This is a genomic window from Pseudokineococcus lusitanus (assembly GCF_003751265.1).
GTDB lineage: Bacteria > Actinomycetota > Actinomycetes > Actinomycetales > Quadrisphaeraceae > Pseudokineococcus > Pseudokineococcus lusitanus.
On record NZ_RJKN01000010.1, the window covers coordinates 35,113 to 59,879 of the forward strand.

General features: G+C 79.2%; 20 protein-coding genes. 13 read left to right on the top strand and 7 right to left on the bottom strand.

Annotated features, from left to right (window positions below):
* The first annotated feature begins 37 nt into the window (after nucleotides 1–37).
* Entirely contained in the window at nucleotides 38–3,496 is a 3,459-nt protein-coding gene (locus EDC03_RS15970) for a glycosyltransferase (protein ID WP_158674337.1), read from the top strand.
* A complete protein-coding gene (locus EDC03_RS15975; protein WP_123381262.1) occupies nucleotides 3,493–5,247 on the top strand; it encodes a DUF5719 family protein in 1,755 nt (584 codons plus the stop codon). Before EDC03_RS15970 ends, EDC03_RS15975 begins: the two co-directional genes overlap by 4 nt.
* 58 nt (nucleotides 5,248–5,305) lie before the next feature.
* On the opposite strand, the gene EDC03_RS15980 is transcribed toward EDC03_RS15975, so the two are convergent.
* Complete coding sequence (locus tag EDC03_RS15980; RefSeq protein ID WP_199720330.1) at nucleotides 5,306–5,743, bottom strand: metallopeptidase family protein; 438 nt, start codon at nucleotides 5,741–5,743, stop codon at nucleotides 5,306–5,308.
* Nucleotides 5,744–5,852: 109 nt separating this feature from the next.
* On the opposite strand from EDC03_RS15980, the gene EDC03_RS17955 reads away from it, so the two are divergent.
* From EDC03_RS17955 to ahcY, 7 genes are all read left to right on the top strand, one after another.
* Entirely contained in the window at nucleotides 5,853–6,269 is a 417-nt protein-coding gene (locus tag EDC03_RS17955; protein WP_199720331.1) for a DUF3499 domain-containing protein, read from the top strand.
* A 273-nt stretch (nucleotides 6,270–6,542) separates the two neighbouring features.
* Entirely contained in the window at nucleotides 6,543–6,827 is a 285-nt protein-coding gene (locus EDC03_RS15990; protein ID WP_123381264.1) for a hypothetical protein, read from the top strand.
* Between the two features lie 124 nt (nucleotides 6,828–6,951).
* Entirely contained in the window at nucleotides 6,952–8,481 is a 1,530-nt protein-coding gene (locus EDC03_RS15995) for a phosphomannomutase/phosphoglucomutase (protein ID WP_123381265.1), read from the top strand.
* The gene (locus EDC03_RS18290; protein ID WP_123381266.1) at nucleotides 8,478–8,759 is read left to right on the top strand and encodes a Trm112 family protein; all 282 of its coding nucleotides are present in this window, start codon (nucleotides 8,478–8,480) and stop codon (nucleotides 8,757–8,759) included. Before EDC03_RS15995 ends, EDC03_RS18290 begins: the two co-directional genes overlap by 4 nt.
* The gene (locus EDC03_RS16005; protein WP_123381316.1) at nucleotides 8,752–9,912 is read left to right on the top strand and encodes an SIS domain-containing protein; all 1,161 of its coding nucleotides are present in this window, start codon (nucleotides 8,752–8,754) and stop codon (nucleotides 9,910–9,912) included. Before EDC03_RS18290 ends, EDC03_RS16005 begins: the two co-directional genes overlap by 8 nt.
* A 232-nt stretch (nucleotides 9,913–10,144) precedes the next feature.
* Entirely contained in the window at nucleotides 10,145–10,513 is a 369-nt protein-coding gene (locus EDC03_RS16010) for a hypothetical protein (protein ID WP_123381267.1), read from the top strand.
* Between the two features lie 158 nt (nucleotides 10,514–10,671).
* Nucleotides 10,672–12,225 carry an adenosylhomocysteinase gene (ahcY, locus tag EDC03_RS16015; protein ID WP_123381268.1) on the top strand — a complete coding sequence of 518 codons (1,554 nt, stop codon included), beginning with the start codon at nucleotides 10,672–10,674 and terminating at the stop codon, nucleotides 12,223–12,225.
* 136 nt (nucleotides 12,226–12,361) lie between these two features.
* Here the strand turns inward: ahcY and EDC03_RS16020 are convergent, their stop codons facing one another.
* The gene (locus EDC03_RS16020) at nucleotides 12,362–13,222 is read right to left on the bottom strand and encodes an RDD family protein (RefSeq protein WP_199720332.1); all 861 of its coding nucleotides are present in this window, start codon (nucleotides 13,220–13,222) and stop codon (nucleotides 12,362–12,364) included.
* Nucleotides 13,223–13,445: 223 nt separating this feature from the next.
* Here EDC03_RS16020 and EDC03_RS16025 point away from each other — a divergent pair, with 223 nt between their 5' ends.
* The 3 genes from EDC03_RS16025 to EDC03_RS16035 all read left to right on the top strand — a co-directional run bounded on the left by EDC03_RS16025 (nucleotide 13,446) and on the right by EDC03_RS16035 (nucleotide 17,205).
* Nucleotides 13,446–14,732, top strand: coding sequence for an acyltransferase family protein (locus tag EDC03_RS16025; protein WP_199720333.1), 1,287 nt, complete (start codon nucleotides 13,446–13,448; stop codon nucleotides 14,730–14,732).
* Between the two features lie 8 nt (nucleotides 14,733–14,740).
* Entirely contained in the window at nucleotides 14,741–15,787 is a 1,047-nt protein-coding gene (locus tag EDC03_RS16030; RefSeq protein ID WP_241967225.1) for a stage II sporulation protein M, read from the top strand.
* Nucleotides 15,788–15,858: 71 nt separating this feature from the next.
* Nucleotides 15,859–17,205 carry a uracil-xanthine permease family protein gene (locus EDC03_RS16035; RefSeq protein ID WP_123381271.1) on the top strand — a complete coding sequence of 449 codons (1,347 nt, stop codon included), beginning with the start codon at nucleotides 15,859–15,861 and terminating at the stop codon, nucleotides 17,203–17,205.
* 82 nt (nucleotides 17,206–17,287) lie between these two features.
* Here EDC03_RS16035 and EDC03_RS16040 read toward each other — a convergent pair whose 3' ends face one another.
* From EDC03_RS16040 to EDC03_RS16060, 5 genes are all read right to left on the bottom strand, one after another.
* A complete protein-coding gene (locus EDC03_RS16040) occupies nucleotides 17,288–18,601 on the bottom strand; it encodes a DUF58 domain-containing protein (RefSeq protein ID WP_123381272.1) in 1,314 nt (437 codons plus the stop codon).
* A 32-nt stretch (nucleotides 18,602–18,633) separates the two neighbouring features.
* On the bottom strand, nucleotides 18,634–19,656 hold the full coding sequence (locus EDC03_RS16045) for an AAA family ATPase (protein WP_123381318.1): 1,023 nt from the start codon (nucleotides 19,654–19,656) through the stop codon (nucleotides 18,634–18,636).
* Nucleotides 19,657–19,751: 95 nt separating this feature from the next.
* A complete protein-coding gene (locus EDC03_RS16050) occupies nucleotides 19,752–21,002 on the bottom strand; it encodes a DUF4350 domain-containing protein (protein ID WP_123381273.1) in 1,251 nt (416 codons plus the stop codon).
* Nucleotides 20,999–21,637 carry a DUF4129 domain-containing protein gene (locus EDC03_RS16055; protein WP_123381274.1) on the bottom strand — a complete coding sequence of 213 codons (639 nt, stop codon included), beginning with the start codon at nucleotides 21,635–21,637 and terminating at the stop codon, nucleotides 20,999–21,001. The genes EDC03_RS16050 and EDC03_RS16055 overlap by 4 nt, the downstream gene beginning before the upstream one ends.
* A gap of 29 nt (nucleotides 21,638–21,666) precedes the next feature.
* A complete protein-coding gene (locus tag EDC03_RS16060; RefSeq protein ID WP_123381275.1) occupies nucleotides 21,667–22,806 on the bottom strand; it encodes a DUF7847 domain-containing protein in 1,140 nt (379 codons plus the stop codon).
* A 329-nt stretch (nucleotides 22,807–23,135) separates the two neighbouring features.
* Between EDC03_RS16060 and EDC03_RS16065 the strand changes: the two genes are divergently transcribed.
* Nucleotides 23,136–24,647, top strand: coding sequence for a sugar transferase (locus EDC03_RS16065; RefSeq protein WP_199720334.1), 1,512 nt, complete (start codon nucleotides 23,136–23,138; stop codon nucleotides 24,645–24,647).
* Nucleotides 24,648–24,767 lie beyond the last annotated feature (120 nt).

Consider the following 24,767-nt stretch of genomic DNA (forward strand, 5'->3'; position numbering starts at 1 on the left):
GCGGGCGGAGGTCTCCGCTCCCGTACCGTTGCCGCACGTGAGGCCCCCGTCCGAGACGCCGCCCGGCGCAGCACCCGACCCGTCCGCCCCCGCGACGGGCACCGGCCGGCGCGAGGCCGGCGCCGCCCTGCGGCACCCGGCCGCCACGGTGACGGCCCTCGTCCTCGCCTCCGACCCCTCGCCCGCCGCCGCCGAGCGGCTGGGCCGGGTCCTCGACGCCCTCGCGGCCCAGACCCGCCCGGCCGACACGGTCGTCGCCGTCGCGGCGGGCGCCGGTCCCGCCTCCCTCGAGCTGCTGCGGGCCCGCGGCGTCGAGCCCTACCTCCGCCGCCGCTCCACGCCGGCCGAGCTCGTCCGCGTCCTGCCCGGCGCGCGTCCCTCGGGGCGTCGCCGCCCCCGCGGCAGCGACGGGCGCCGGCGCCCGACCGGCAGCACCCGCGGCACCGTCGCGGCCCCGGGGGTCGCGGCCCCCGTCCCCGCCGCCCCCGTCGACGTCCCCGTCCCGTGGCTGTGGATCGTCACCGACGACGTCGTCGCCGCCCCGGACGCCCTCGAGCGGATGCTCGACGCCGTCGAGCTGCGCCCTGGCGTCGCCGCGGCCGGCCCCAAGGTCCGCGACCTCGACGTCCCCGGGCGCCTGCTGCAGGCCGGCTTCACGACGAGCCGCCGCGGCACCGCCCTCACGCGGGTCGGCGTCGACGAGGTGGACCAGGGCCAGGCCGACGACCGCGAGGACGTCCTCGCCGTCGCCACGGCCGGGATGCTGCTGCGCCGCGACGTCCTCGACGAGGTCGGGGGCTTCGACCCGGCGCTGCCCGTCGACGGCGCGGACCTCGACCTCTGCCGCAGGCTGAGGATGGCCGGCCACGACGTCGTCGTGGTCCCGGCGGCCGTCGTGGAGCGCCCCGGGCGCACCGCGGCCGCCGTCGGCGGGACGCCCGGTGCCGCGGCCTACACGCGGCTCGTCTCCGCCTCGCGCGCCGGCCTGCCCTTCGCGCTCGTCGGCGTCCTGCTGGCCGGCGTCCTCCGTGCGCTGTGGCGGGTGCTCGTCAAGGACCCCGGTCACGCCCCGGCCGAGCTCGGCCGGGTGGTCGGGGTCGTGCTGCGGCCCGACCGCGTGGTCGCCGCCCGCCGGCGTGCGGCCGCCGCCCAGGTGCGCGGCCGCTCGTCGCTCGAGCCGCTGCTGGCCTCGCGCGCGGAGGTCCGCCGCCACCACCGCGACCGCTGGTCCCTGCGCCGCGCGGGCGCCGACGCGGAGGCCGAGGACGCCGCCGAGGGCACGCGCCGCGCCCTGCCGCTGGCGCCCGGCGGGCTGCCGCCCCGCCGCGACCCGGTCCCCGCCCTGGTGCTCGCCGCCGTCCTGCTGCTGGCCTCCGCCCTCGGGCTGCGCCGGCTCCTCGGCGGCGGGGCCGTCCAGGCGCCCGCCCTCCCGCCGCCCCCCGCGTCGGCGGGCGACCTCTGGGCCGCGGCGACCTCCTCCTGGGCCGCCGTCGGCACCGGCTCGCCGACGGCGCCCGACCCGCTGCTCGCCCTCCTCGCCGCGGCCGCCGCCGTCACCGGCGGGGCGCCGGGCGTCGCCGTCGTGGCCCTGCTCGTGCTCGCGGCCCCGCTGGCCGCGCTCACCGCCTGGTGGGGCGCCGGGGTGCTCGTCCGCGGCCGCCTGCTGCGGCTCGCGGTCGCGCTCGTCTGGGCCGCCGGCGCGCCGCTGCTCGTGGGCGTGGCCACGGGCAGGCTGGGCCCGGTGCTCGCCCACGTGGCGCTGCCGTGGGTCGCCCGCTGCCTCGTGTCCGCCTACCGCGCCCGCTCGGTCCGCCGTGCCTGGGCCGTGACGGGCTCGACGGCGCTGGCGCTCGTCGTCGTCACCGCCGGCGCGCCCGTCCTCGGCGTCCTCGCGCTCGCGGGCGTCCTGGTGCTCGCCGTCACCGCCCGGCGCCGCCTGCCGCTGCTGGCGGCCGTCGTGCCCGTCGTCGCCGTCGCGGGGCCCTGGGCCGTCGCCCTCGTCGACCGCGCCGTGGACGGCGCGCCGGGCCAGGCGCAGGCCGCCCTCCTCGGCGGCCCGGTGCCCCCGGTCCTCGCGGCGGAGGTGCCCGCGTGGCAGCAGGCGCTCGGCCAGCCGCTGGACGCGGCGGCCTGGGCCGCCGTCGGCCTCGGCCTGCCCGCCGACGGCACGCTGCCCGCCTGGCTGCTCGTGAGCCTGCCGCTGCTGACCGCGGGCGTCGTCGCCGCGCTCGCCCTGGCCGCGGTGCTGCTGCGGCCCCGCGCCGTCGTCGGCTGGGCCCTCGTCGTCGTCGGCCTGCTCCTCGCGCTCGTCGCCGTCCGCACCGCCGTGGGCGTCGTCGGGGCCGGCGAGGTCCCGGCGGTGGCGACGGCGTGGGGCGGGCCGGGGACGAGCCTCGTGCTGCTGGGCCTGCTCGTCGCGGCCGTCCCGCTGCTCGCCGGCCCCGTCGGCGCCACCGGGCCCCGGGTGCCCGCGCCGGACGGCCGGGCGGCGGTCCGCCTCCGGCACACGGCCACCGCCCTCGTCGCCGTCCTCGCGGCCCTGACGAGCGGCGCCGCCACCGCGGCCGCCGCCGGGACCGACCAGGCCGCGGCCGCCGCCGCCGGTCTCGTGGTCCGCGGCGAGGGGCCGCAGCTGCCGGAGGTCGCGCGGGGCAGCGCGACGACGGCGCAGGCGCTGCGCACCCTCGTCCTCCGTCCCGCCCCGCAGACCGCCGCGGCGACGACCGGGGACGCCCCCTCCGCCGAGGTGCCCGCGGCCGAGGCCGCGGAGGACGCCGCGGAGGCCGGCGCCCCGCCCGTCCTCGGGGCCGTGCTCGCCCGCGGCGACGTCGACCTCACGACGCTGCGGTCGCTGGCCGCGGCCGCGGCCGTCGAGCCCGGGGACCAGCCGTCGGACGAGGCCGCCGCCCCCGTGGCGGCCGCGGCCGCGGCCCTCGTCGGCGGCGACCCCGCCGCCCGGGCACGCCTCGCCGGGCTCGGCGCGGGCTTCGTCGTCGTGCTGCCCCCCGAGGGCGGCGGCACGGCGTCGGGCACGGACGCGGCCACCGCCGTGGACGCCGTGGCCGGGCTCGAGCGGGCCGCCGAGGTCGACGGGACGGTGCTCTGGCGCGTCACCCCGGCGGGCGACGCGGCCGCGGGCGGCGACCTCGGCGCGCTGCGCGTCGTCGGCCCGGACGGCGACGTCGCCGGTGTCGTCGACGCCGCCGCGCTGACCGGTTCCGCGCCCGTCGGGGCCGGCGAGGAGGGCCGACGGGTCGTGCTCGCCGAGCAGGCCGACACCGGCTGGACCGCGACGCTCGACGGCGTCCCGCTCGAGCCCACGCGCAGCGGGACGTGGGCCCAGGCCTTCGCACTGCCGGCCGCGGGCGGCGACCTCGCCGTCCGGCACGACGGCGGGTGGACCTCGGCCTCCGGCCCCTGGCCGTGGGTCGCGGGGGCGGGCCTGCTCCTCGCCGTCCTCCTCGCCGTGCCGCTGCCCGGGCGGAGGACGGCGTGAGCGCCGGCCGGACGGGCGGGCCGACGGAGGGCCCGCCGCGGGGCGGCGGTGCCGGGGACCACGGGCAGGGCGACGACGAGCGGGAGGAGCGACCGGTGACGGGCAGCGGGAGCGGCTGGGTGCCGGCGGCGCCGACGGGCAGCAGCCCCGTCCCGGCCGGCCGTCGGCCGGACCGGCCCGACCGCGAGGGGCGCGTGACGCCCCGCGTCGTCGCCGCCGTCGTGGGCCTCGTCCTCGTGGCCGGCACCGCGGCGGCCGCGGCGACCGCCGGGAGCGCCGGCGTCGCGGGCACCGCACCGACCGCCGGCGGGGCGGTCGAGGTCGACGCGGGACCCGTGACGACCTCGCGCGGCTGCGGCGGCGGACCCGTCGCCGCGCCCGACGAGGGCACGGACGGCGACTTCGCCACCGTGGTCACGCCGCCCGACACACGGCTGCGCGCGCTGGCCACCGGCGCCGGCACGCCGCTGGAGCTCGTCGGGGCGCCGGCGACCTCGACCTCCACGGCGGGCGGCGCCGAGCCCGCGGCGGACGCCGCGGCGGAGCCGGTCGACGGGGCCGCCGTCCTCGGCGGGGCGGCGGGCTCGGGCGGCGCCGCCTCCGTGCGCGTCACCGGGGCCACGACGGCCGTGCCGGCGCTCGGCGCGCTCGCGACGACGTCGACCCCCGACGGCGACCTCCGCGGGCTCGCGGCCTCCTCGTGCGCGGCGCCCAGCTCCGACGCGTGGCTCGTGGGCGGCGCGACGGCGGCGGGGACGAGCACCCGGCTCACCCTCGTCAACCCGGGGGAGACGACCGCGGAGGCCTCCCTCGAGGTGCTGACCCCCGAGGGGCTCGTGCAGCCCCCGGCCGGCCGCGGCGTCGTCGTTCCCCCCGGCGCCCGGGTCGACCTCCTGCTCGACGCGCTCGTGCCGGACGTCGAGGGGCTCGCGGTGCACGTCACGAGCACGGGCGGGGCCGTGGCGCCGTCGCTGTCCGTCGACCGGCTGTCCGGGGTCGTCGCCCGCGGCGTCGAGGAGGTGACGCCGGGCGCGTCGCCCGCCACGTCCGCCGTCGTGCCCGGGGTGCCGACCGTGGCCGGGAGCACGGCCGTCCTGCGCCTCGGCGTGCCGGGCGCCGAGGCCGCCGACGTCTCGTGGGACGTCGTCGCCGCCCCCGACCAGGCCGAGGCCGCCGCGCTGCTGTCCTCCGCGACCACCGTCCCCGCCGGGAGCGTCGTCGACGTGCCCCTCGGCGGCCTGCCCGTCGGGACGTCGGCCGTCGTCGTCGACGCGGACGTGCCCGTGCTCGCCTCCGTCGTCGTCGAGCGGGCGCCCGGCGGCGCCCCGGCCGTGGCCGACCTCGCGGTCGCCCCGTCGGCGTCGCCGCTCGCGGCGGGCACCGCGGTCGTCCTGCCCGACGCCGGCGCGGGCCTCACGTCCTCGCTCGCCCTCACCGCCACCGGCGACGTGGCCACCACCGTCGACCTGGCCCCCGTGGCCGCCGACGGCACCGTCGGCGAGGCCGTCCCCGTCGAGCTCCTCGGCGGGACGACCGCGGCCGTGGACCCGGGCGCGCTCGCGCCGGGCGCGGCCGGCCTCGTCGTCACGGGCGTCACCGGCGCGGACGGGGGTGCCGCGGACGTCGTCGCGGCGCTCGTGCTCACGGCCGCCGCGGTGCCGGAGTCGGTCGCGGTCGTGGCGCCGTCCGCGCCGCCGGCCGCCGCGGGGAGCACCCCGGTGCTCGTGGCCCCGCCGGGGCGCTGGCCCTGAGCCGCACGGCCTGACCCTCGACCTCGGGTCGAGGGTCAGGGCGGAGGTCGCCCCGGCGTCAGTCCTCGCCGTAGCGCGGGTCGAGCCGCTCCGGCTCCGTGCCCAGCGCGTGCGCGACCTGCTCGACGACCACCTGGTGCACGAGGTCGCCGAGCTCGCCGACGTCCGCCGCGCGGGTCTCCACCGGCCGGCGGTAGACGACGACCCGGGCGGGCGCGGACCGGTCCGCCGCGGAGTAGCGGCCCAGCGGGACGGCCTCGCCGCCCACCTCGGAGGGGTCGGCCGGGGGCACGTCCTCGACGGCGAACTCGATGCGGTCCAGCGGCTCGCCGAGCACCCCCTCGACGTCCTCGACGGCGTCGAGGACGAGGTCGTCGAAGCGCTCGCCCCGCGTGCGCGCCGCGGGCAGCGTCGCGGGCAGCAGGGGGCCGCGCGGGCCGCGGCCGCGGCGGTCCCGCCGGCGCCGGCGGCGGCCGGGGGAGGAGGCGTCGGGCACGCCCGGAGCCTACGCAGCGGCCGTCCGCGCCCGGCCGCCCGACGGTGTCGGCGCGCCCGTCGGCCGGGCGTCCCGGGGCTGCCCGTCGCGGCGGGTAGCGTCGTCGACCGTGAGCCCCCGACCCGCCGCGCGCCGCTGCTGTCGCAGCGCCTGCCCCGAGCCCGCGGTGGCCACGCTCACCTACGTCTACGCCGACTCCACGGCCGTCCTCGGCCCCCTGTCGGCGTCCGCCGAGCCGCACACGTACGACCTCTGCGCCCGCCACTCGCAGCGGCTCACGGCCCCCCGCGGCTGGGAGGTCGTCCGGCTCGCCCCGGACGTCCCCGCCGAGCGGCGCAGCGACGACGACCTCCTCGCCCTCGCGGACGCCGTCCGCGACGCCGCCCGCCCCCGCGCCGGAGCCGCCCCCGCGGCCCGCCCCGGCGCCCCGGCGACGTCGCCCCGCGCCGAGGAGCCCGCGCAGGAGACCGCCCGCCGGGGCCACCTCCGCGTCCTCCGCGACGCGGGCGGCCACCCCACCCGCTGACCCCGGGGCCACGAGCCCCCCGGCGTGACGGCGCCCGACGCCCCCGACGTGCGACCTCGTCGGGCCGTCCACGCCTCCGCCGCGGCTGCCCGTCCCGCCCGGCTCGCCCCGCACGACCGGGTCGTCCGCCCCTGAGGCCTTCCGACCCTCCCGAAACCTCGCGTCACCCGATCGGGTCATCGGGCTCAAGTCCGGTCACCCTGTCGGCCGAAGAGAGGGGTGTCCGCCGCAGCCGCCCGCCGGCCGCGCCGCCCCCCCGTCGGAGGTCCCGCCGTGACCAGCACCCGCACCGCTCCCCGCGTCCCCGCCCAGCGCCGCCGTGCCGCCGTCGACACGCCGCTCGGCTCGCTCGTCCGGGCCGGCGGGGTCGACGCCGCCCTCGTGCCCGGCTGCGTCTCCTGCGGCGCCGACCGCGTCACGCGCCTCGCCATGACCCTCACCGACGGCACCGCCACGGTGTTCACCTCCTGCGGCCGCTGCGAGCACCGCGCCTGGGAGGCCGACGGCCGCGCGCTCGACATCACCGACGTCCTCGCCCGCACCCGCCGCCCCGCCTGAGCCGTCCGGCCCGGCGCGCGCCACCCGCGCCACCCGCGCCACCCCTCCACCACCCCGGCCGGCGTCCGCCGACCGGCCCAGCACCGCCCCCCGCGGTCGGGGGGCGCCGGTAGCCTCCGGCCCCGTGACCACTGCGAGCACCGCCCCGGACCTCAGCGCCATCGTCAAGGCGTACGACGTGCGCGGCGTCGTCCCCGACCAGTGGGACGAGCGCACGGCGCGCGCCCTCGGGGCCGCCGTGGCCGACGTCCTCGTCCTCGAGGCCGGTCACCCCGCGGGCGGCTCGCCCGACACCGGCACGGGGGCCGGCGCCGCCCGCCGCCTCGTCGTCGGGCACGACATGCGCCCCAGCTCGCCCGGCCTCGTCGAGGCCTTCGCCGCCGGCGCCCAGGACCGCGGCGTCGACGTCGTCGTCGTCGGCCTCTGCTCGACGGACGGCCTCTACTACGCGAGCGGCGTCATGGACGCGCCCGGCGCGATGTTCACCGCGAGCCACAACCCCGCGCAGTACAACGGCATCAAGCTGTGCCGCGCCGGCGCCCGCCCGGTGAGCCTGGAGACCGGCCTCGCCGCCGTCCGCGACCACGCCGCGGCCTCCCTCGCCGGCGACGGCGTCGGTGTCGTCGACGACCGCGGCGCCCGCACCGACGAGGACGTCCTGCGCGGCTACGGCGAGCACCTGCGCGGCCTCGTCGACCTGTCCGGGTCCCGCCCCCTGCGCGTCGTCGTCGACGCCGGCAACGGCATGGCCGGCCTCACCGTCCCCGCCGTCCTCGAGGAGGCGGCCGGGCTGCCCGCGCTGCCCCTCGACGTCCGCCCGCTCTACTTCGAGCTCGACGGCACCTTCCCCAACCACGAGGCCAACCCGCTCGAGCCGGCCAACCTCGTGGACCTCCAGCGCGCCGTCGTCGAGCAGGGCGCCGACATCGGCCTCGCCTTCGACGGCGACGCCGACCGGTGCTTCGTCGTCGACGAGCGCGGGGAGGCCGTCAGCCCCTCCGCCGTCACGGCCCTCGTGGCCCTGCGGGAGATCGCGCGCGAGCGCGCCGCCGACCCCGACGCCCCGGTCACGGTGATCCACAACCTCATCACCTCCCAGGTCGTCCCCGAGCTCGTGACCGGTGCGGGCGCCACGGCCGTCCGCACCCGCGTCGGGCACTCCTTCATCAAGGAGCAGATGGCGACGACGGGCGCCGTCTTCGGCGGCGAGCACTCGGCGCACTACTACTTCGCGGCCTTCTGGGGCGCCGACACGGGCATGCTCGCGGCCATGCACGTCCTCGCCGCCCTCGGGGCCACCGACCAGCCGCTGTCGGAGCTCGTCGCCGACTACGCGCCGTACGCGGCCAGCGGCGAGATCAACTCGACCGTCCACGACGTCCCCGCCGCCGTCGAGCGCGTCCGCCAGGTCTTCGCCGCCCGCGGCGCCGGCTTCGACGAGCTCGACGGCATGACCGTCACCGCGCCCGTGGGCGACGGCGACGAGGCGGACGGCCCCGCGCCCGGGGCGGGCCCGGGCGGCCGCGCGTGGTGGTTCAACCTGCGCGCCAGCAACACCGAGCCGCTGCTGCGCCTCAACGTCGAGGCCGTGGACGCCGCCACGCTGGCCGCGGTCCGCGACGAGGTCCTCGCGCTCGTGCGGGCCGACGCGTGAGCGCCGGGCCGGGCGGGACGGCGCCCGCGGCGGCCGAGCCGCCGCGCTGGCTGCGCGAGGTGCTGCGCTGCCCGGCCACGGGCAGCCGGCTGGAGGACCGTCGCGACGCGGACGGCCACCTCGTGGGGCTGCTGGCCGTCGAGGCCGACCCGCCGCTGCTCTACCCGGTGGTCGACGGCATCCCCGTCCTCCTCGTCGACGAGGGCGTCCCGCAGCCGCCGGCCGGTGGCTCGACGGCGGACGGCGACGCCGACGGCGCGCCGCGGTCCGGTGCCTGAGCTCGACGAGGCCCTCCTCGACGACGAGGGCCGGCTCGCCGCGGCGGACCCGTCCGCCGTGCTCCGGGCGCTCGCGGGCGCGGGGGCCCAGGTGCGGCGGGCGCTCGAGCTCGTCGAGGAGTCGCCCGCCGCCCGCTGGGACCCCGCGGACCGGCCGCGCGCCGTCGTCGTCGCGGCCCGGGGCGGCTCGGCGGTCGTCGCCGGCGTCCTCGAGGCGCTCGCCGGCCAGCGCGCCGCCGTCCCCGTCGTCGCCCGCACGGGCGCGGTGCTGCCCGCGTGGGTCGGCGCGCTCGACCTCGTCGTCGCCGTGTCGCTGTCCGGCCGCGCGGAGTCCACCGTCGCCCTGGCCGCCGAGGCCGGCCGCCGCGGCGCGCGCCTGCTCACCGTGGGGGCCGCCGACTCGCCGCTGGCCGTCGCGTGCGCCCACGGCCGCGGCGTCCACGTGCCGCTGCCCGAGCCCGGCCGCGAGGCGACGTCCGCGCCGACCTCGCGGACCGCCCTGTGGTCCCTCCTGACGCCCGCGCTGTGGGCGGGGGAGCGCCTCGGCGTCCTCCCGCCGCTGGGCGGCACGGACGGGCGCGGCACGGTCGCGGCGCTCGAGGAGGTCGCCGACGCCCTCGACGTCGAGGCCGACGCCTGCCGGCCGTCGTCCGACACCTTCGTCAACCCGGCGAAGACGCTCGCGCTCGACCTCGCCACGGACGTGCCCGTCCTCCTCGGCGACGGCGACCTCGCCGGCGTCGCGGCCCGCCGGGCCGCGTCGGTGCTGGCGCGGACGGCCCGCCTGCCCGCCGTCCACGGTCGGCTGCCGGACGACGCCGGCGACGTCGTGGCCACGTTCGGCGGCCCCTTCGCCGCGGCCGCCGAGGACGAGCTCTTCGAGGACCCCTTCCTCGACGGCCCGTCGCGCAGCCGGCTGCGGCTCGTCCTCCTCCGCGAGGAGGTCACGGGGCCGGGCTCGGCCGTGCTGCGCCTGGCCGAGCGCTCCGGCGTCCGCACGAGCGACGTCGTCGTCGACGAGGGCGGCCCGCTGGCGCGCTTCGCCCGGCTGGTCGCCCGCACCGACCTCGCCGCCACCTACCTGGCGCTGGGCACCGGGCTCGACCCCGCGACGTCGCCGCACGTCGCCGAGCTGCGGGACGCGCTGGGCTGACGCCCGCACGCTCCTGGCCGCACGCCCCTGGCCGCACGCCCGCGGCCGCACGCCCGCGGCCGCACGCCCGCGGCCGCACGCCCGCGGCCGACGACCCCCGGCGAGCCCCGCCGGCGACCCGGCCGGGGCGGAACCGGACGCACCGGACGCGGCCTGGGCCGGACGGGGGGGGTGCTGCGCCGGTCGGATGACGGCCCTCCAGGGCCCTCCGCCGGCTGCCGACGACGCAGGCATGGCCACGCCGGAGCTCCTCGAGCCCTCCTCGACCCCCGCCCGCACCGACGGCGCCGCCGGCACCGCCGTCGCCGCCTCCCCGGTGACGGCGCCCCCGTCGCAGGTGCGCCCGACGCACGACGACGCGACGGTGCTGCCCGTCCCGGCGCCGCGCGCGGCCGCGCCGTCCGAGGTCGTCGACGTCCCCGTCGCCGACCTCGTCGCCCCGGTGCAGGACGCCCCCGCGCCGCTGCAGGAGGTCCCCGCGACGCCGCTCGACACGACGCGCGGCACGCCGCTGCAGGCCCTCGCGGGCTGGTCGGGCGCGCTGGCCGCCGGCGTCGCCTGCTGGGCGGGCGTCGCGGCGGTCGTCAGCCGCGCCCTCTGAGGCCGCGGCGAGGCCCCGCCGTCGGGGCTCACGCGGGCCTCGGCACGGGCCCCGCGACGGGGCGGCGGTAGGGTCGGGCGGAGCCCGGCGTCGGTGATGCCGCAGGCCCAGAGGGGCTGCGCCGGGAGACCTGACCGCCGCACCGCGAAGGACTCCCCGTGACCCTCACCGTCCCCGCCCCCACCGACGACGCCGCCGCGCCGACCGGCTCGACCGCCCCGGCGGACCTGCCCGTCGCCGAGGTCGTCGGCGGCCTCGAGCACCTCGTCGCCGACCGCGCCCTCGCCGAGGCCGGCCGCCACCAGATCCGTCTCGCCGAGCACGAGATGCCGGGGCTCATGGCCCTGCGCGCCGAGATGGGCGGGTCCCAGCCGCTCGCGGGCACCCGCATCACCGGCTCGTTGCACATGACGGTGCAGACCGCCGTCCTCATCGAGACCCTCACCGCGCTCGGCGCGGAGGTCCGCTGGGCCAGCTGCAACATCTTCTCCACGCAGGACGAGGCCGCCGCGGCGATCGTCGTCGGCAGCGGCACCCCCGAGGCCCCCGACGGCGTCCCGGTGTTCGCCTGGAAGGGCGAGACGCTCGCCGAGTACTGGTGGTGCACCGAGCGCGCGCTCGACTGGTCGGGCACCGGCCACGCCGGCCCCACGGCGATCCTCGACGACGGCGGCGACGCGACCCTCCTCGTCCACCAGGGCGTCGAGGTCGAGAAGGCCGGCGAGGTCCCCGGCGACGAGGCGGCGGAGAACGCCGAGCACGCCGTCGTCCTGGCCACCCTGCGCCGCAGCCTCGAGCAGGACGCGCAGCGCTTCACGCGGCTGGCCGCCGAGCTCGTCGGCGTCACCGAGGAGACCACGACGGGCGTCCACCGCCTCGTCGAGATGCACCGCACCGGGCGGCTGCTCGTGCCGGCGGTCAACGTCAACGACGCCGTGACGAAGTCGAAGTTCGACAACACCTACGGCTGCCGCCACTCGCTCGTCGACGGCCTCAACCGCGCGGTCGACGTCCTCCTCGGCGGCAAGGTCGCGGTGGTCTGCGGCTACGGCGACGTCGGCAAGGGCTGCGCCGAGTCGCTGCGCGGGCAGGGCGCCCGCGTCGTCGTCACCGAGGTCGACCCCATCTGCGCGCTGCAGGCCGCGATGGAGGGCTACCAGGTCGTCACGCTCGAGGACGTCATCGACCAGGCGGACGTCGTCGTCACGACGACGGGCTGCCGCGACGTCGTCACCGCCGACCAGATGTCGCGCCTCAAGGACAAGGCCGTCGTCGCGAACATCGGCCACTTCGACAACGAGATCGACATGGCGGGCCTCCAGTCGTGGCCCGGCGTCCGCCGCGTCGAGATCAAGCCGCAGGTGCACGAGTGGGTGTACCCGGCCACCGACGGCCCCGAGGGCCGCGGCGAGCACAGCATCATCGTGCTCTCCGAGGGCCGGCTCATGAACCTCGGCAACGCGACGGGCCACCCGTCCTTCGTCATGAGCTGCTCCTTCTCCAACCAGGTCATCGCGCAGGTGGAGCTGGCGCAGAACGTCGACGCCTACCCGGTCGGCGTCCACGTGCTGCCGAAGCACCTCGACGAGAAGGTCGCGCGCCTCCACCTCGACGCCCTCGGCGTCCGGCTCACCGAGCTGTCCGCCGACCAGGCCGGCTACCTCGGCGTCCCGGTCGAGGGGCCGTACAAGCCCGAGGCCTACCGCTACTGACCGCGGGCCCGACGTCCCCGAGGGGCGCCCGCGACGACCGACGTCGTCGCGGGCGCCCCTCGGCGCGTCGGTCTCCGGCGGCCCGTCACGGCGCCGGGGGCAGGAGGAGTCGGGGCGGGCCGGGAAGGGCCGGGGGTCAGCGACCGAAGGGCAGGCGCTGCAGGAGGTCGACGTCGCGACGGCGGGCGTCCTCCTGCCGGCGCAGCCGGTCGGTGTCCCGCCGGCGCCGCTCGGCCAGCACCGCGGCGAGGACGTCCTCGTCGGTCGCGCCGGCCGGGGGCGGCGGGAAGACGCGGCCGACGACGTCCCCCCGCAGCTGCCCGCCGAGCCGCGCGCGGGACGCCGGGTGGAGCGTCTGCCGCCGCGCGAGCAGCTGGCGGCAGGCGAGGGCGAGCGCGGGCGGGAGGGCGGCGACGTCGGCGGAGCCGGCCCACCCGGCGAGGCCCGGCGGCATCGTCACCGGCGCGACGTCCTGGCGCGCCGCCCGCTCGCGGACGACCACGGTGCCGGCCAGCAGGTCGCCGAGGCGTTTGGACCGCGGGGAGGCGAGCGCGCTGATGAGCGCGGGCCCGCCGGCCAGCCCCCACAGCTCGACGACGCCGGTGAGCGCCCGGACGAGGGCGTGCCGCAGGCGGACGGGGCCGCCGTCGTCGCGCACCACCCGTGTGCCGACGACGAGCCGCCCGAGCGAGCGGCCGCGGGTCAGCGTCTCCACGGCCGTCGGCAGGCCGACGACCACGAGGACGCCGAGCGCCGTCCCCACGGCCGCGACGAGCGAGGTGTCGCCCGACGACGACAGCCGCGGCAGCGCGACGACCGCGACGACGACGCCCACCACGACGACGACGAGCGCGTCGAGGACGGCGGACAGCACGCGCAGGGCCGGCGACGCGCGGGGCAGCTCGAGGACGACCGCGTCGCCCGTGACGACGCCCGTCCCCAGCAGCGCCTCCAGCGCCTCGTCCTCGCGGCGGGCGGCGGCCGTCGGGGAGCTCACGGCCGCATGCTCGCAGGTGGGTGCGGTGCCCGGCCCGTCGACGCCCCCGCGTCGCCCGCGCGGCCCCGTCCCGTCACCGGCGTGTCGTCGGCACGACACGCCGGGGGCCCTGCGCGGCACGGCCGGGCCCACCTGCGAGGGTGCGGGCGCGGCCGAGCCAGGAGCCGCTGGTCCTGCGCGCCTCGCCCCGGGACCTGCCGTCCTGACCGGGGGGTCCGTCCACGTGCCGTCGTCCGTCGCCGCGCCGCCGCGCGAGCGCCAGCAGTGGCTGGATGTGGCCCGCGGCGTCGCCGTGCTCCTCGTGGTGGCGGCGCACGTCGTCGACTTCGTCTCCATGCGCGGCGAGCGCGCCGCCCTCCTCGAGCCGGCGCTGCAGGTCGTCCAGGCCTTCCGGGTGCCGGCGCTCTTCTTCGTCGCCGGCCTCCTCCTCGCGGGCTACCGCGACCGGCCCTGGCGCCGCGTCGTCCGCGACCGCGTGCTCCTCTTCGCGTGGCTGCTCGTCGTGTGGCTCGTCGTCGAGCGCCTCGTCGACGTCGTGCTGGAGCGCGACCCGTGGCAGTCGCCGCTGGAGCTGCTCGGCTACGTCGCCACGTGGTTCGCCTTCCCCGACCACAACCTCTGGTTCCTCGCCGGCGTCCTCTGGATGACGCTCGTCGTCCGGCTCCTGGCGCGCCGCCTGTGGCTCATGCTGCTCGTCGCGGGCGTCATGCTCAGCGGCCTGCTGCCCGCGCTGCCGCTGGGGCCCCTCGAGCGCTTCTACGTCGTGCAGGCCCCGTACGTGCTCCTGGGCGTGGTCCTCGCGCCGCTCGTGCTGCGCGTCGGCGCCCGCGCGAGCCTGCGGGCCTGCTGGGGCGCCGTCGCCCTCTTCGTGCCGCTCGGGGTCCTGCGCTGGTACGGCGTCCTCGACCCGCTGCCGGGGGCGCTGGTGCGGGTGACCGTCGCGCTGACCGGCATCGCCGCGCTCCTGGCCGTCGGCCGCCTGCTGGCCGAGCTGCGGGGCGCCGCGGTGTGGGCGCACGTCGGGCGCAACACCCTGGCGGTGTACCTCGTCCACTACCCGCTGTCCCTGCTGGTCTTCCGGCGCCTCGACGTCGTGGCGCCCGAGCTCGTGCCGGACAACCCCTACGTCGCGGCGGTCCTCGTCGTCGCCGTCGGGGTGGGGGCCGGCCTCGGGCTGGCCGCGCTCGTGCGCGTGACCCGGCTCGGCGGCGTCCTCACGGCCCCGCGGTGGCTGCTGCGCCTGTTCGACCGCCTGTGGCCGGAGGGTGGTCGTCCGACCGTCCTCCGCCCGCTGCGCCGCCGCCCGGTCGCCCGCCGGGCGCCCGCTCCCGCCCCGGCACGCCTCACGCTGCTCGCCGAGGGCCCCGGTCGACCCGGGCGGGCCGCCGCGGCCCCCGCCGCCCCGTCGGCCCCCCTGCGGCCCGACCCGGCGCCGCCGTCCGTGGGGCTCTGCGGCGAGGAGTGCGTCTCGGCCGTGTGCAGCGGCGAGCGGCGCGACGCCGCTCGGTAGCGTGGCCGGTGCCCGCCGTCGCCCGGCGGGGGACGGCGGGGGACGAGGAGGGCAGGGCCATGGACGTCGACGCCTTCGTCGAGGTGCACGAGCCGACGTGGCAGCGGCTCGAGGAGCTCGTGGGGCGCCGTCGGCTCGACGGCGACTCCTCCGACGAGCTGGTCCGCCTCTACCAGCGCGTCGTCACGCACCTCTCGCAGGTGCAGGCCTCCGGCGGCGACCCCGTGCTCGCCTCCCGGCTCTCCCGCCTCGCCGCCCGGGCCCGGACCCGCATCGGGGGCGCCCGCGAGCCCGCCTGGCGCGAGCTCGCCCGCTTCGCGCTCGTGTCCTTCCCGGCCGCGGTCTTCCGGATCCGGTGGCTCGTCGTGGCCGTCGCGGCGGTCTTCGTCGCGGTGGCCGCCGCCGTGGCGGCGTGGGTGGCCACCGACCCGGCGGTGCTCGCGGCCCTCGGCAGCGAGGAGGACCTGCGGCAGTACGTCGAGCGGGACTTCGTCGACTACTACTCGCAGAACACGGCGGCGAGCTTCGCGGGCCAGGTGTGGACCAACAACGCCCGCATCGCGGCGCTCTGCGTCGCCCTCGGCATCGCCGGGCTCCCCGTGCTCTACGTGCTCTTCACGAACGCCGTGGGCGTCGGGCAGGCGGCGGGGATGCTCTTCGCCTTCGACCGCGGCGACGTCTTCTTCGCGTTCATCCTCCCGCACGGCTTCATGGAGCTGACCGCCGTCTTCGTCGCCGGGGCCGCGGGCCTGCGGATCTTCTGGGCCTGGGTGGCGCCGGGCGGCCGGACGCGGGCCGACTCCCTCGCCGCGGAGGGCCGGGCGCTGTTCACGGTCGCCCTCGGGCTGGTCTTCGTGCTGGCGGTCTCGGGCGTCGTCGAGGGCTTCGTCACCCCGGCCCCCTGGCCCACGCCCGTGCGCGTCGGCGTGGGCCTGGCCGTGCTCGTCGCCTTCTGCGTCTACGTCCACGTCCTCGGCGGCCGGGCCGTCCGGGCCGGCGAGACCGGTGACCTCCGCGCCGCGGACACGGGCGACCTGGCCCCCGCGCGGGGCTGACGCGGGCGGCGGCGCCCGGGTCCCGCCGGACCGTCACCGGACGGGGGGCGGCACCCCTACGCTCGCCCGACGTGAGCGCGCCACGACCTGAGACCGGACGGCCCCGACGGACCCTCCGCGGCCCCGGCTGGACCCTGCACGGGGACGGGCGCAGCCCCGGCCCGGGCGAGGTGGTCGGCCCCTCCGAGCGGCTGACGTGGCCGCGCACGGTCGCCGTCGGCGCGCAGCACGTCGTCGCGATGTTCGGGGCGACCTTCCTCGTGCCCCTCATCACGGGCCTGCCCCCGGCCACGACGCTCTTCTTCTCCGCCGTCGGCACCCTGCTCTTCCTCGTCGTCACCGCCGGCCGGCTGCCCAGCTACCTCGGCTCGTCCTTCGCCTTCATCGCGCCCATCGCCGCGGCCACGCAGCAGGGCGGGCTCGCGACGGCGCTCGGCGGCGTCGCCGTCACGGGCGTCGCCCTCGCCCTCGTGGGCGTCGTCGTCCACGTCGCCGGGCCGGGGTGGGTGGCGCGCGTCATGCCCCCGCCGGTGACGGGCACGATCGTCGCGCTCATCGGCCTCAACCTCGCACCGGCGGCGTACGGCAACGTGCAGCTCGGCCCCGTGACGGCGGTCGTGACGATCGTCGCGATCCTCCTCGCCACGGTGCTCTTCACCGGGCTGCTCGGCCGCCTCGGGGTGCTCGTCGGCGTCGTCGTCGGGTACGCCGTCGCGGCCGTCCTCGGCGAGGTGGACCTGCAGCCCGTGCGCGACGCCGGCTGGGTGGGCCTGCCCCCGTTCACGACGCCGCAGCTGGACCTGTCCGTCCTCGGCCTCTTCCTGCCCGTGGTCCTCGTGCTCGTCGCCGAGAACGTCGGCCACGTCACGTCGGTCGGGGCGATGACCGGCACCGACGTCGACCGCCTCACCGGCCGGGCGCTCATCGCGGACGGCGCGGCCACGACGCTCGCCGGCCTCGGCGGCGGCTCGGGCACGACGACGTACGCCGAGAACATCGGCGTCATGGCCGCCACCCGCGTCTACTCGACCGCGGCCTACCTCGTCGCCGGCGTCGTCGCGCTCGTGCTGAGCCTGTCGCCCAAGGTCGGCGCCCTCATCGCCACCGTCCCGGCGGGCGTCCTCGGCGGCGCGGCGACGGTGCTCTACGGCCTCATCGGCGTCCTCGGGGCCCGGATCTGGGTCCAGCGCCGCGTCGACTTCGCCGACCCGGTCAACCTCATGACCGCGGGCACCGCGCTGGTCATCGGCATCGCCGACTACCAGTGGAGCCCCGGGGGGCTGACCTTCGGCGGCATCGCGCTGGGCTCGGCGGCCGCCCTCGTGATCTACCACGGCATGCGCGCCGTCCAGCGCCTGCGCGGGACGCGACCCGAGGACCAGCGGGCCGACCTCGTCGACGCCGCCGAGGCGCCCTGAGGCACCCGGCGACGGAGCCCGTGCGCTGCGGACGCGCTGCACCGCGCCCCGGGCGCACGGGCTCCCGCGCCGGCGCCCGCCCTCAGAGCCGGCCGGCCGCCTTGAGCGCCAGGTAGGCGTCGGCCAGCCGGGGCGGCAGCTCCTCGGGCGTGCCGCGGACGACGTGGACGCCGTCGCGCGCGAGACGCTCGACGAGCCGGTCGGTCTCGAGGACGGTCCGCTCGGCGGCCGCCGCGTCGTAGACCTCGGCGACGTCCCCCCGGGCCGCCCGCATCTCCTCGAGGCGGGGGTCGGTGACCGCGGCGACGAGCACCTGGTGCCGCGAGGACAGCGACCCGAGCACCGGCAGGAGGCCCTCCTCGACGGCGGCCGGCTCGAGCGGCGTCAGGAGCACGACGAGCGCGCGGCGGGTCAGCGCCGTCCGGACCGTGCGGGCGGCGAGCGACCAGTCCGCCTCGACGAGGCGCGCCTCGAGCGGCGCCATCGCCTGCACCAGCGCCGGCAGGAGCGCCGCCCGGTCGGCCCGCTCGACCCGCGCCCGGACGCGGCGGTCCAGCGCCACGAGGTCGACCCGGTCGCCCGCCCGGGACGCGAGCGCGGCGAGGAGCAGCGCGGCGTCCATGGCGGCGTCGAGGCGCGGCGCGTCGCCCACGCGGCCGGCGGCGGTGCGGGAGGTGTCGAGGACGAGCAGGACGCGGCGGTCGCGCTCGGGCCGCCACGTGCGCACGACGAGGTCCTGCCGGCGCGCCGTCGCACGCCAGTCGATGGAGCGGACGTCGTCGCCCTGCACGTACTCGCGCAGGCTGTCGAACTCCGTGCCCTGGCCGCGCACCTGCACGGCCGAGCGGCCCTCGAGGTCACGCAGCCGCGCGAGGCGGCTGGGCAGGTGCCGCCGCGAGCGGAAGTGGGGGAGGACCCGCACGGTCGCGGGCGCCGGCAGGGAGCGCTGCCGCGCGAGCAGGCCCAGCGGGCCGCGCGACCGCACGGTGACGAGGTCCGCCGCGCGGTCCCCGCGGCGGGTCGGCCGCAGCGGGGTGGCGACGCGGCGACGCTCGCCCGCGGGCACGTCGACCGCGTGCCGGTCGACCCCGGCGCCCGCGGACGGCGACCAGGCGTCGCGCACGAGCCCCCGCAGCCGTCGCGGCCCCGGGTTGGTGACGACGAGCTCGCTCGTCACCGCCTCGCCGAGCCGGACGCCCGCCGGCACCGTCCGCTCGAGGCCGAGCCGCCGCGGGTCGGCGGCCAGCGCCACGTCCACCGCGGCGAGGACGACGACGAGCACCGCCCAGGCCACGGCGGGCCAGGGGCCGGGCACGAGCGCGACGGGGACGGCGCCCAGCGCGACGAGCGCGACGAGGCGCCCGGTGGGGGCGACGCGGGGGAACCAGGCGGGCACGGGGGAGACCGGGGCGGCGGGGGCCGGCGCGCTCAGCGCGGGACCGGGACGCCGGCGAGCACGCTCGCCAGCACGGCCTCGACGGTGACGCCCTCGAGCTCGGCCTCCGGGCGCAGCTGGACGCGGTGCCCGAGCGTGGCGGGCACGAGGGCCTTGACGTCGTCCGGCGTGACGTAGTCGCGGCCGGTCAGCCAGGCCCACGCGCGGGCGGCCGCGAGCAGCATCGTGGCCCCGCGGGGCGAGACGCCGAGGGACAGCGACGGGGCCTCGCGCGTGGCGCGGACGACGTCGACGACGTAGCCGAGGACCTCTGGCGCGACCCGCACCCCGGTGACGGCGCGACGGGCGGCCTCGAGGTGCTCGGGGCCGGCGACGGGACGCAGCCCGGCGGCGTCGAGGTCGCGCGGGTCGAAGCCGGCGGCGTGCCGGGACAGCACCTCGAGCTCGGCCTCGCGCGGCGGCAGCGGCAGGCGCAGCTTGAGGAGGAAGCGGTCGAGCTGCGCCTCGGGCAGGGGGTAGGTGCCCTCCTGCTCGACGGGGTTCTGCGTCGCGGCGACGACGAAGGGCGCCGGCAGCGGCCGGGGGCGCCCGTCGACGGTGACCTGCCGCTCCTCCATGGCCTCGAGCAGCGACGCCTGCGTCTTCGGCGGCGTCCGGTTGATCTCGTCGGCGAGGAGGAGGTTGGTGAAGACCGGGCCCTCGCGGAAGACGAGGTCGGACTGCCCGGCGTCGTAGACGAGGGAGCCCGTCACGTCGCCCGGCATGAGGTCGGGCGTGAACTGCACCCGCGCCGTCCCCAGCCGCAGCGAGGCGGCGAGGGCGCGCACGAGGAGGGTCTTGGCCGTCCCGGGCACGCCCTCGAGCAGCACGTGGCCGCGGCACAGGAGCGCGACGACGAGGCCGGTGACGGCGACGTCCTGGCCGACCACCGCCTTGCCCACCTCGGCGCGGACGGCGAGCAGCGCGGCGCGGGCGTCCTCCGCGGTCGGGGCGCCGGCGCCGGGGGCGGGCACCGGGGCGGGGTCGCCCGGGCCCGGGTCGGGCAGCACGGGCATCGCGTCCTCCGGCCCGGCCGGGGCGCCGTCGTGCGCGCGGTCGTGCGCGTGGTCGTCGGGGTCACCGGGGGCGTCGTACGGGGCGGTCGGCTCGGTCACGAGCTGCTGACCTCCTTCTCCAGGTCGTCGAGGGCGGTGGCGAGGGCGACGAGCGCCGCGTCGTCGGCGGGCGCGTCCGGGCGGTAGAGGGCGGCGACGTCGGCGCGCGGGCGGCCGGACGCGCCCGCGGCGGCGCCCACGACGGCGTCCGCCCCGGCGCTCGCGGGGACGCCGAGGCGGCCCGCGAGCCGGGTGAGCGAGGCCGCGCGCAGGGTGGCCGCGGCGTGGTCGCGGGCGCCGGTGGCCCGGTAGAGGCGGCCGCGCCCCTCGACGGCCTCGGCGGCGCGGACGACGACGGGCAGCCGTTCGACGACGAGCGGCCCGAGCCGGCGGCCGCGCCACAGGAGCAGCAGGACGCCCGCGACGGCGAGCACCTGCGCCGCCCGTACGAGGCCCCGCGGCACGAGCGAGGAGAGCGGCACCGTCCCGTCGCCCTCCGCGAGGGCCGGGTCCAGGGGGTCCGGCAGGTACCAGACGAGCGTGGGGCGGGCACCGAGCGTCTGCAGCGCGAGGGCGGCGTTGCCCGCCTCGTCGACCGTCTCGTTGCGCAGCACGTCGGGCTGGCCGAGCACGACGACGTCGCCGCGCTCCCCGCCCCCGGCGCCGCCGTCGACCGTGACGTAGGGCGACCCGCCGAAGGGCAGGCCGTAGCAGGACACCACCGCCGGGTCCTCGTCGTCGCGGGCCTCGACGAGGGCACCACCGCCCGTGGCCTCGCCGGCCCGCTGGGCGGCGGGGAGGTCGCACTGCGGCGGCACGTCCTCGGCCGTCTCGATCTCGTCGGCCGCCCGGAGCGAGGGCGCGAGCGCCGCGAGGACGTCGGGGTCGGGCACCAGCAGGAGGAGGTCGGCCCCGGCCTCGCCGAGCGCGGCGAGCCGGTCGGTCTGGGCGGACGACAGCGGTGACGTGGGCACGACGAGCACCGCCGCGTCCCCGCCGGCGGCCTCGACCGCGGCGTCGGTGGCGTCGCTCGTGGTCGTCCGCACGACGTCGACCCCGAGGTCGCCGAGGACCTGCGCCACGGCACGGCCGCCGTCGGGCGCGGGGCTGCCCGGGTCGAGCGGGCCGTCCGACGTCCCGAGCGAGGCGACGACGAGGGCCACGACGAGGAGGACGGCACCGAGGAGCACCAGGAGGGTCGCCCGGCGGGGGCGCCGGGTCGTCGTGGGCCCGGGGGCGGGCCCCGTGGTGGGCCCGGGGCCCGCCGTCGCGGGACCGGCCGGGGCGGCGGTGGCGGGGGCGCTCACGGGACCTCCGGCCCCACGGCCGCGGGGAGCGCGGGCCGGGCGGCACGGACGGCGTCGTCGAGGCGACGCAGCCGGGCGTCGTCGTCCGCGGTGCCGGGCGCGGAGCCGTAGACGACGTCGTCGAAGACCCGGGCGCCCGTGGCCAGGTCGCCCGCGAGGTCGGGCATCACCCGGCCCAGCTCGCCCGCGACCTCGCCGGCCGTCCGGCCGGGCACCTCGTCGACGAGGACGCGCTCCTCGGCGCCGCGGACGACGGCGCGGAAGCGCTCGGCCACGGCCTCGGGCCAGCGGCCCTCGCCCGCCATGGCGTCGGCACGGGCCCGGTGGTCGTCGGCGCCCCGGCGGACGTCCCCGGCGAAGACCTCGGCGTCGGCCCCGGCGCGGCGCCGCCGCAGGACCGCCTGGCCGGCGACCCGGGCGGCCAGCAGGACGAGGAGGACGACGACGCCGACGACGAGGGCGTCGACGACGGGACCGCCGTCGAGGTCGTCGGGCACCAGCTCGCCGAGGCGCTCGAAGAGCCAGGACAGGAAGCGCTGCACGGGGGAGGGCTGGGCGTCCGCGTAGAGGCGCCCGGCGAGCTCGCGGGCCAGGAGGTCGCGTCCCTCCTCGCGGTCGACGACGATCCCGGCCACCGGGCCGGGGACCGCCAGGAGCGCGGGTGTCAGGACGTGACCTCGTCGGCCGCCCGGGCCAGCTCGACGTCGAGGCCCTCCTGCCGGATCCGCAGGTCGGTGTAGAGGAGCGCCGTCACCGAGGCGACGAAGGGCTGGACGAGGACGCTGGCGACCGTCGAGAAGAGCAGCGTGATGAAGGTGCCCAGCGTCGTGGCCGTGCCCGTGGGCAACCAGAGGGTCAGCAGCCCGGCCACGACGCTCGCCGGCCCGACGAGCACGGCCGACGCGAGCCCGGCGAGGATGAAGGTCAGCAGCAGGACGCCGAAGACGCGCCACCACGTCCCCTTGACGAGCGCGCCGCTGCGCCGCAGCGCCTTGCCGATGCTGAGTCCCTCGAGGAGGAGGGCCACCGACGCCAGGCTCCACCGGGTGGAGAGCCAGACGGCGAGGACGACACCCGCGAGCAGGCCGAGGACGAGCCCGACGACGCCGGCGGCCTCGGAGACGAAGAAGCCCAGCGCCCCTGCGGCGGTGGCCAGCACCACCACCGCCCCGACCACGACGCTGATGAGCAGCGACAGGCCCACGAGCGCGAGCAGGCGGCCCCGCACGCGTCGCCACAGCTCACCGGCGCCCGTTCGACGACCGATGACGGAGGCGCTGACGGACACCACGAGGATGCCCGTCAGCGCCACGGTGGCGACGAGCGAGACCAGTCCGGTGACCGGGTCGGCACCCGCGAAGGACAGGGTGGAGAACTCGGGGCCGGCCGCCCCCGCCGGGCCGCTCGCGGCGAGGTCGTTGAAGGCGCCCACCACCGGCCCCAGCAGCAGCGGGGCCATGAGCAGCGAGAGCACGGCGACGCCGCCGAAGACGAGCGCCGAGACGCCGAGCATGACCTTGGGGTTGGCGCTGATGGCGCGGAAGCCCCCCTCGAGCAGGTCCGTCACGCCCAGCGGGCGCAGCGGCACGATGCCCGGCCGCGGCGGGGCGCTCCAGCCGGCGGAGGCGGGCGGGCGGCCGTCCCACCCGGCGGCGGCGGGCGCGGGGCCGGCGGGGCCGGACCAGCCGCCGGGGGCCTGCTGCTGCTCGCCCCGCGGCGCCGCCGGGGCGGGGGACGCGCCGCCCGTGCCGGGCTCGCGGCGGTCGTCCCCGCCGGGGGAGGCCCAGCCCTGGTCCTGCGTCATCGTGCGTCCTTCCCCCTGGCGGGCACCGGCCCACGTCCGCACCGCGTGCCGCGGCCGCTCCCGATCTTGGCACGCACGGCCCCGCGGGGCCCGGACGCCGGGAGGCATGGGCGAGGGACGTGCGACCTTTACGGACAGTTGCCTCCAACGGCGTAGTCGGCCCCGTACAGTCCGTTACGGACAGCGGCGTCCAGGACGACGGGGTGACGGACGGGCCGGATCGGCGCCGCTGACGGGGGAGTAGTGCCATGGACGGAAGACCCGGACCTTCGGTCGCCGACGTCCCGCGACCGGCGGGGCCGCACGGCACGACGGCACCACCTCCCGCGGTGGCCTCCCTCGTCGCCCCTCCCACCCCGAGGCGGGCGCCGGCAGTCCTGCGCCGCGAGCGGGTCGTCGAGGACGTCCGCGACCGCGGGTGGGTCCGCCGCTACACCCGGCGCCTGCCCGTCCTCGACGCCGGGGCGGCCTTCGCGGCCGGTCTGGCGGCACACGCGGCGACCTTCTGGGACGAGGGCGGCCTGACGGCGTGGCTCGTCCACGTCTTCGGGGACCCGGCGCTGTCGGTCGTCCTGCTGCCCGTGCTGTGGGTCGCCGTCATCGCCTCGACGCGGGCCTACGAGGCCCGCTTCCTCTTCAGCGGTCCGGAGGAGCTGCGCCGGGTCGCCGTCGCCGGCGTCTCCACCGTCGCCGCCGTGTCCACGGCGGCCTACGTCCTCGGCCTCTCCGTCGAGCGCGGCTACGTCGTCACGGCCGTGCCGCTGGCCCTGCTGCTCACGCTCGCCCTGCGCCTGGCCGCCCGCCACCGCGTCCACGTCCTGCGTCGCTCCGGCCGGCGGACGGTGCCGACCCTCGTCGTGGGCCGCGCCGAGGGCGTCCGTGACCTCGTGGAGCAGCTCGCGCTCTCGCCGCAGCAGGGCATGCGGGTCGTCGGATGCTGCACGACGTCGTCGTCGCTCGTCGACGCCGACGGTCTCGTGCGCGAGCTCCCGGTCCCCGTGCTCGGCGGGATGGACGACGTCGTCGAGGTGGTACGCCGGGAGGGCATCGCCACCGTCGCCGTGCTGCCCTGCGCCGAGATGGACAGCCGCCGGCTGCGCCGTCTCGGCTGGCGACTGGAGGAGACGACCGCGGAGCTCGTCGTCGCCCCGGGCATCGCCGAGGTCGCCGGCCCTCGCGTGGCCATCCGGCCCGTCGCGGGCCTGCCGCTGCTGCACCTCGAGCGACCGGAGCTGAGGGGCCTGCACCGCGTCGTCAAGGGCGGCGTCGACCGGGTGGGCGCGCTGCTCGCCGTCCTGGCCCTCGCGCCGGTGCTCGTGGCGGTCGCCGTGCTCGTGCGCACGACGAGCCCGGGGCCGGTGCTGTACCGCCAGGAGCGCGTCGGCGCCGATGGCCGGCCGTTCCCCATGCTCAAGTTCCGGAGCATGGTGGACCGCGCCGACGAGGAGCTCGCGGCGCTCATGGCCGTCAACGAGGGCAACGGGGTCCTCTTCAAGATGAAGGGCGACCCGCGCGTGACGACGGTCGGACGCGTGCTGCGGCGGTACTCGCTCGACGAGCTGCCCCAGCTGTTCAACGTCCTGCGCGGCGAGATGTCGCTCGTCGGCCCGCGTCCTCCGCTGGCCTCGGAGGTCGAGCGCTACGGCGAGGACATGCACCGCCGGTTCGCCGTCAAGCCCGGCATCACCGGTCTCTGGCAGGTCAGCGGCAGGTCGCACCTGTCGGCCGAGGAGTCGGAGCGCCTCGACGTGCGGTACGTCGAGAGCTGGTCGCCCGCGACCGACGCGATGATCCTCTGGAAGACCGTGGGCTCGGTCGTGCGCGGCAAGGGCGCGTACTGATCCTCGTCCTGGTGCACGGGGCGGCAGGTCGAGTGCCGGTACGGTTCGTCGCTGTCAGTTGAGACGTTCACGGAGGGTGGACATTGAGGCATCCGCGGTCCCTCGTCCAGGCGCTCAGCT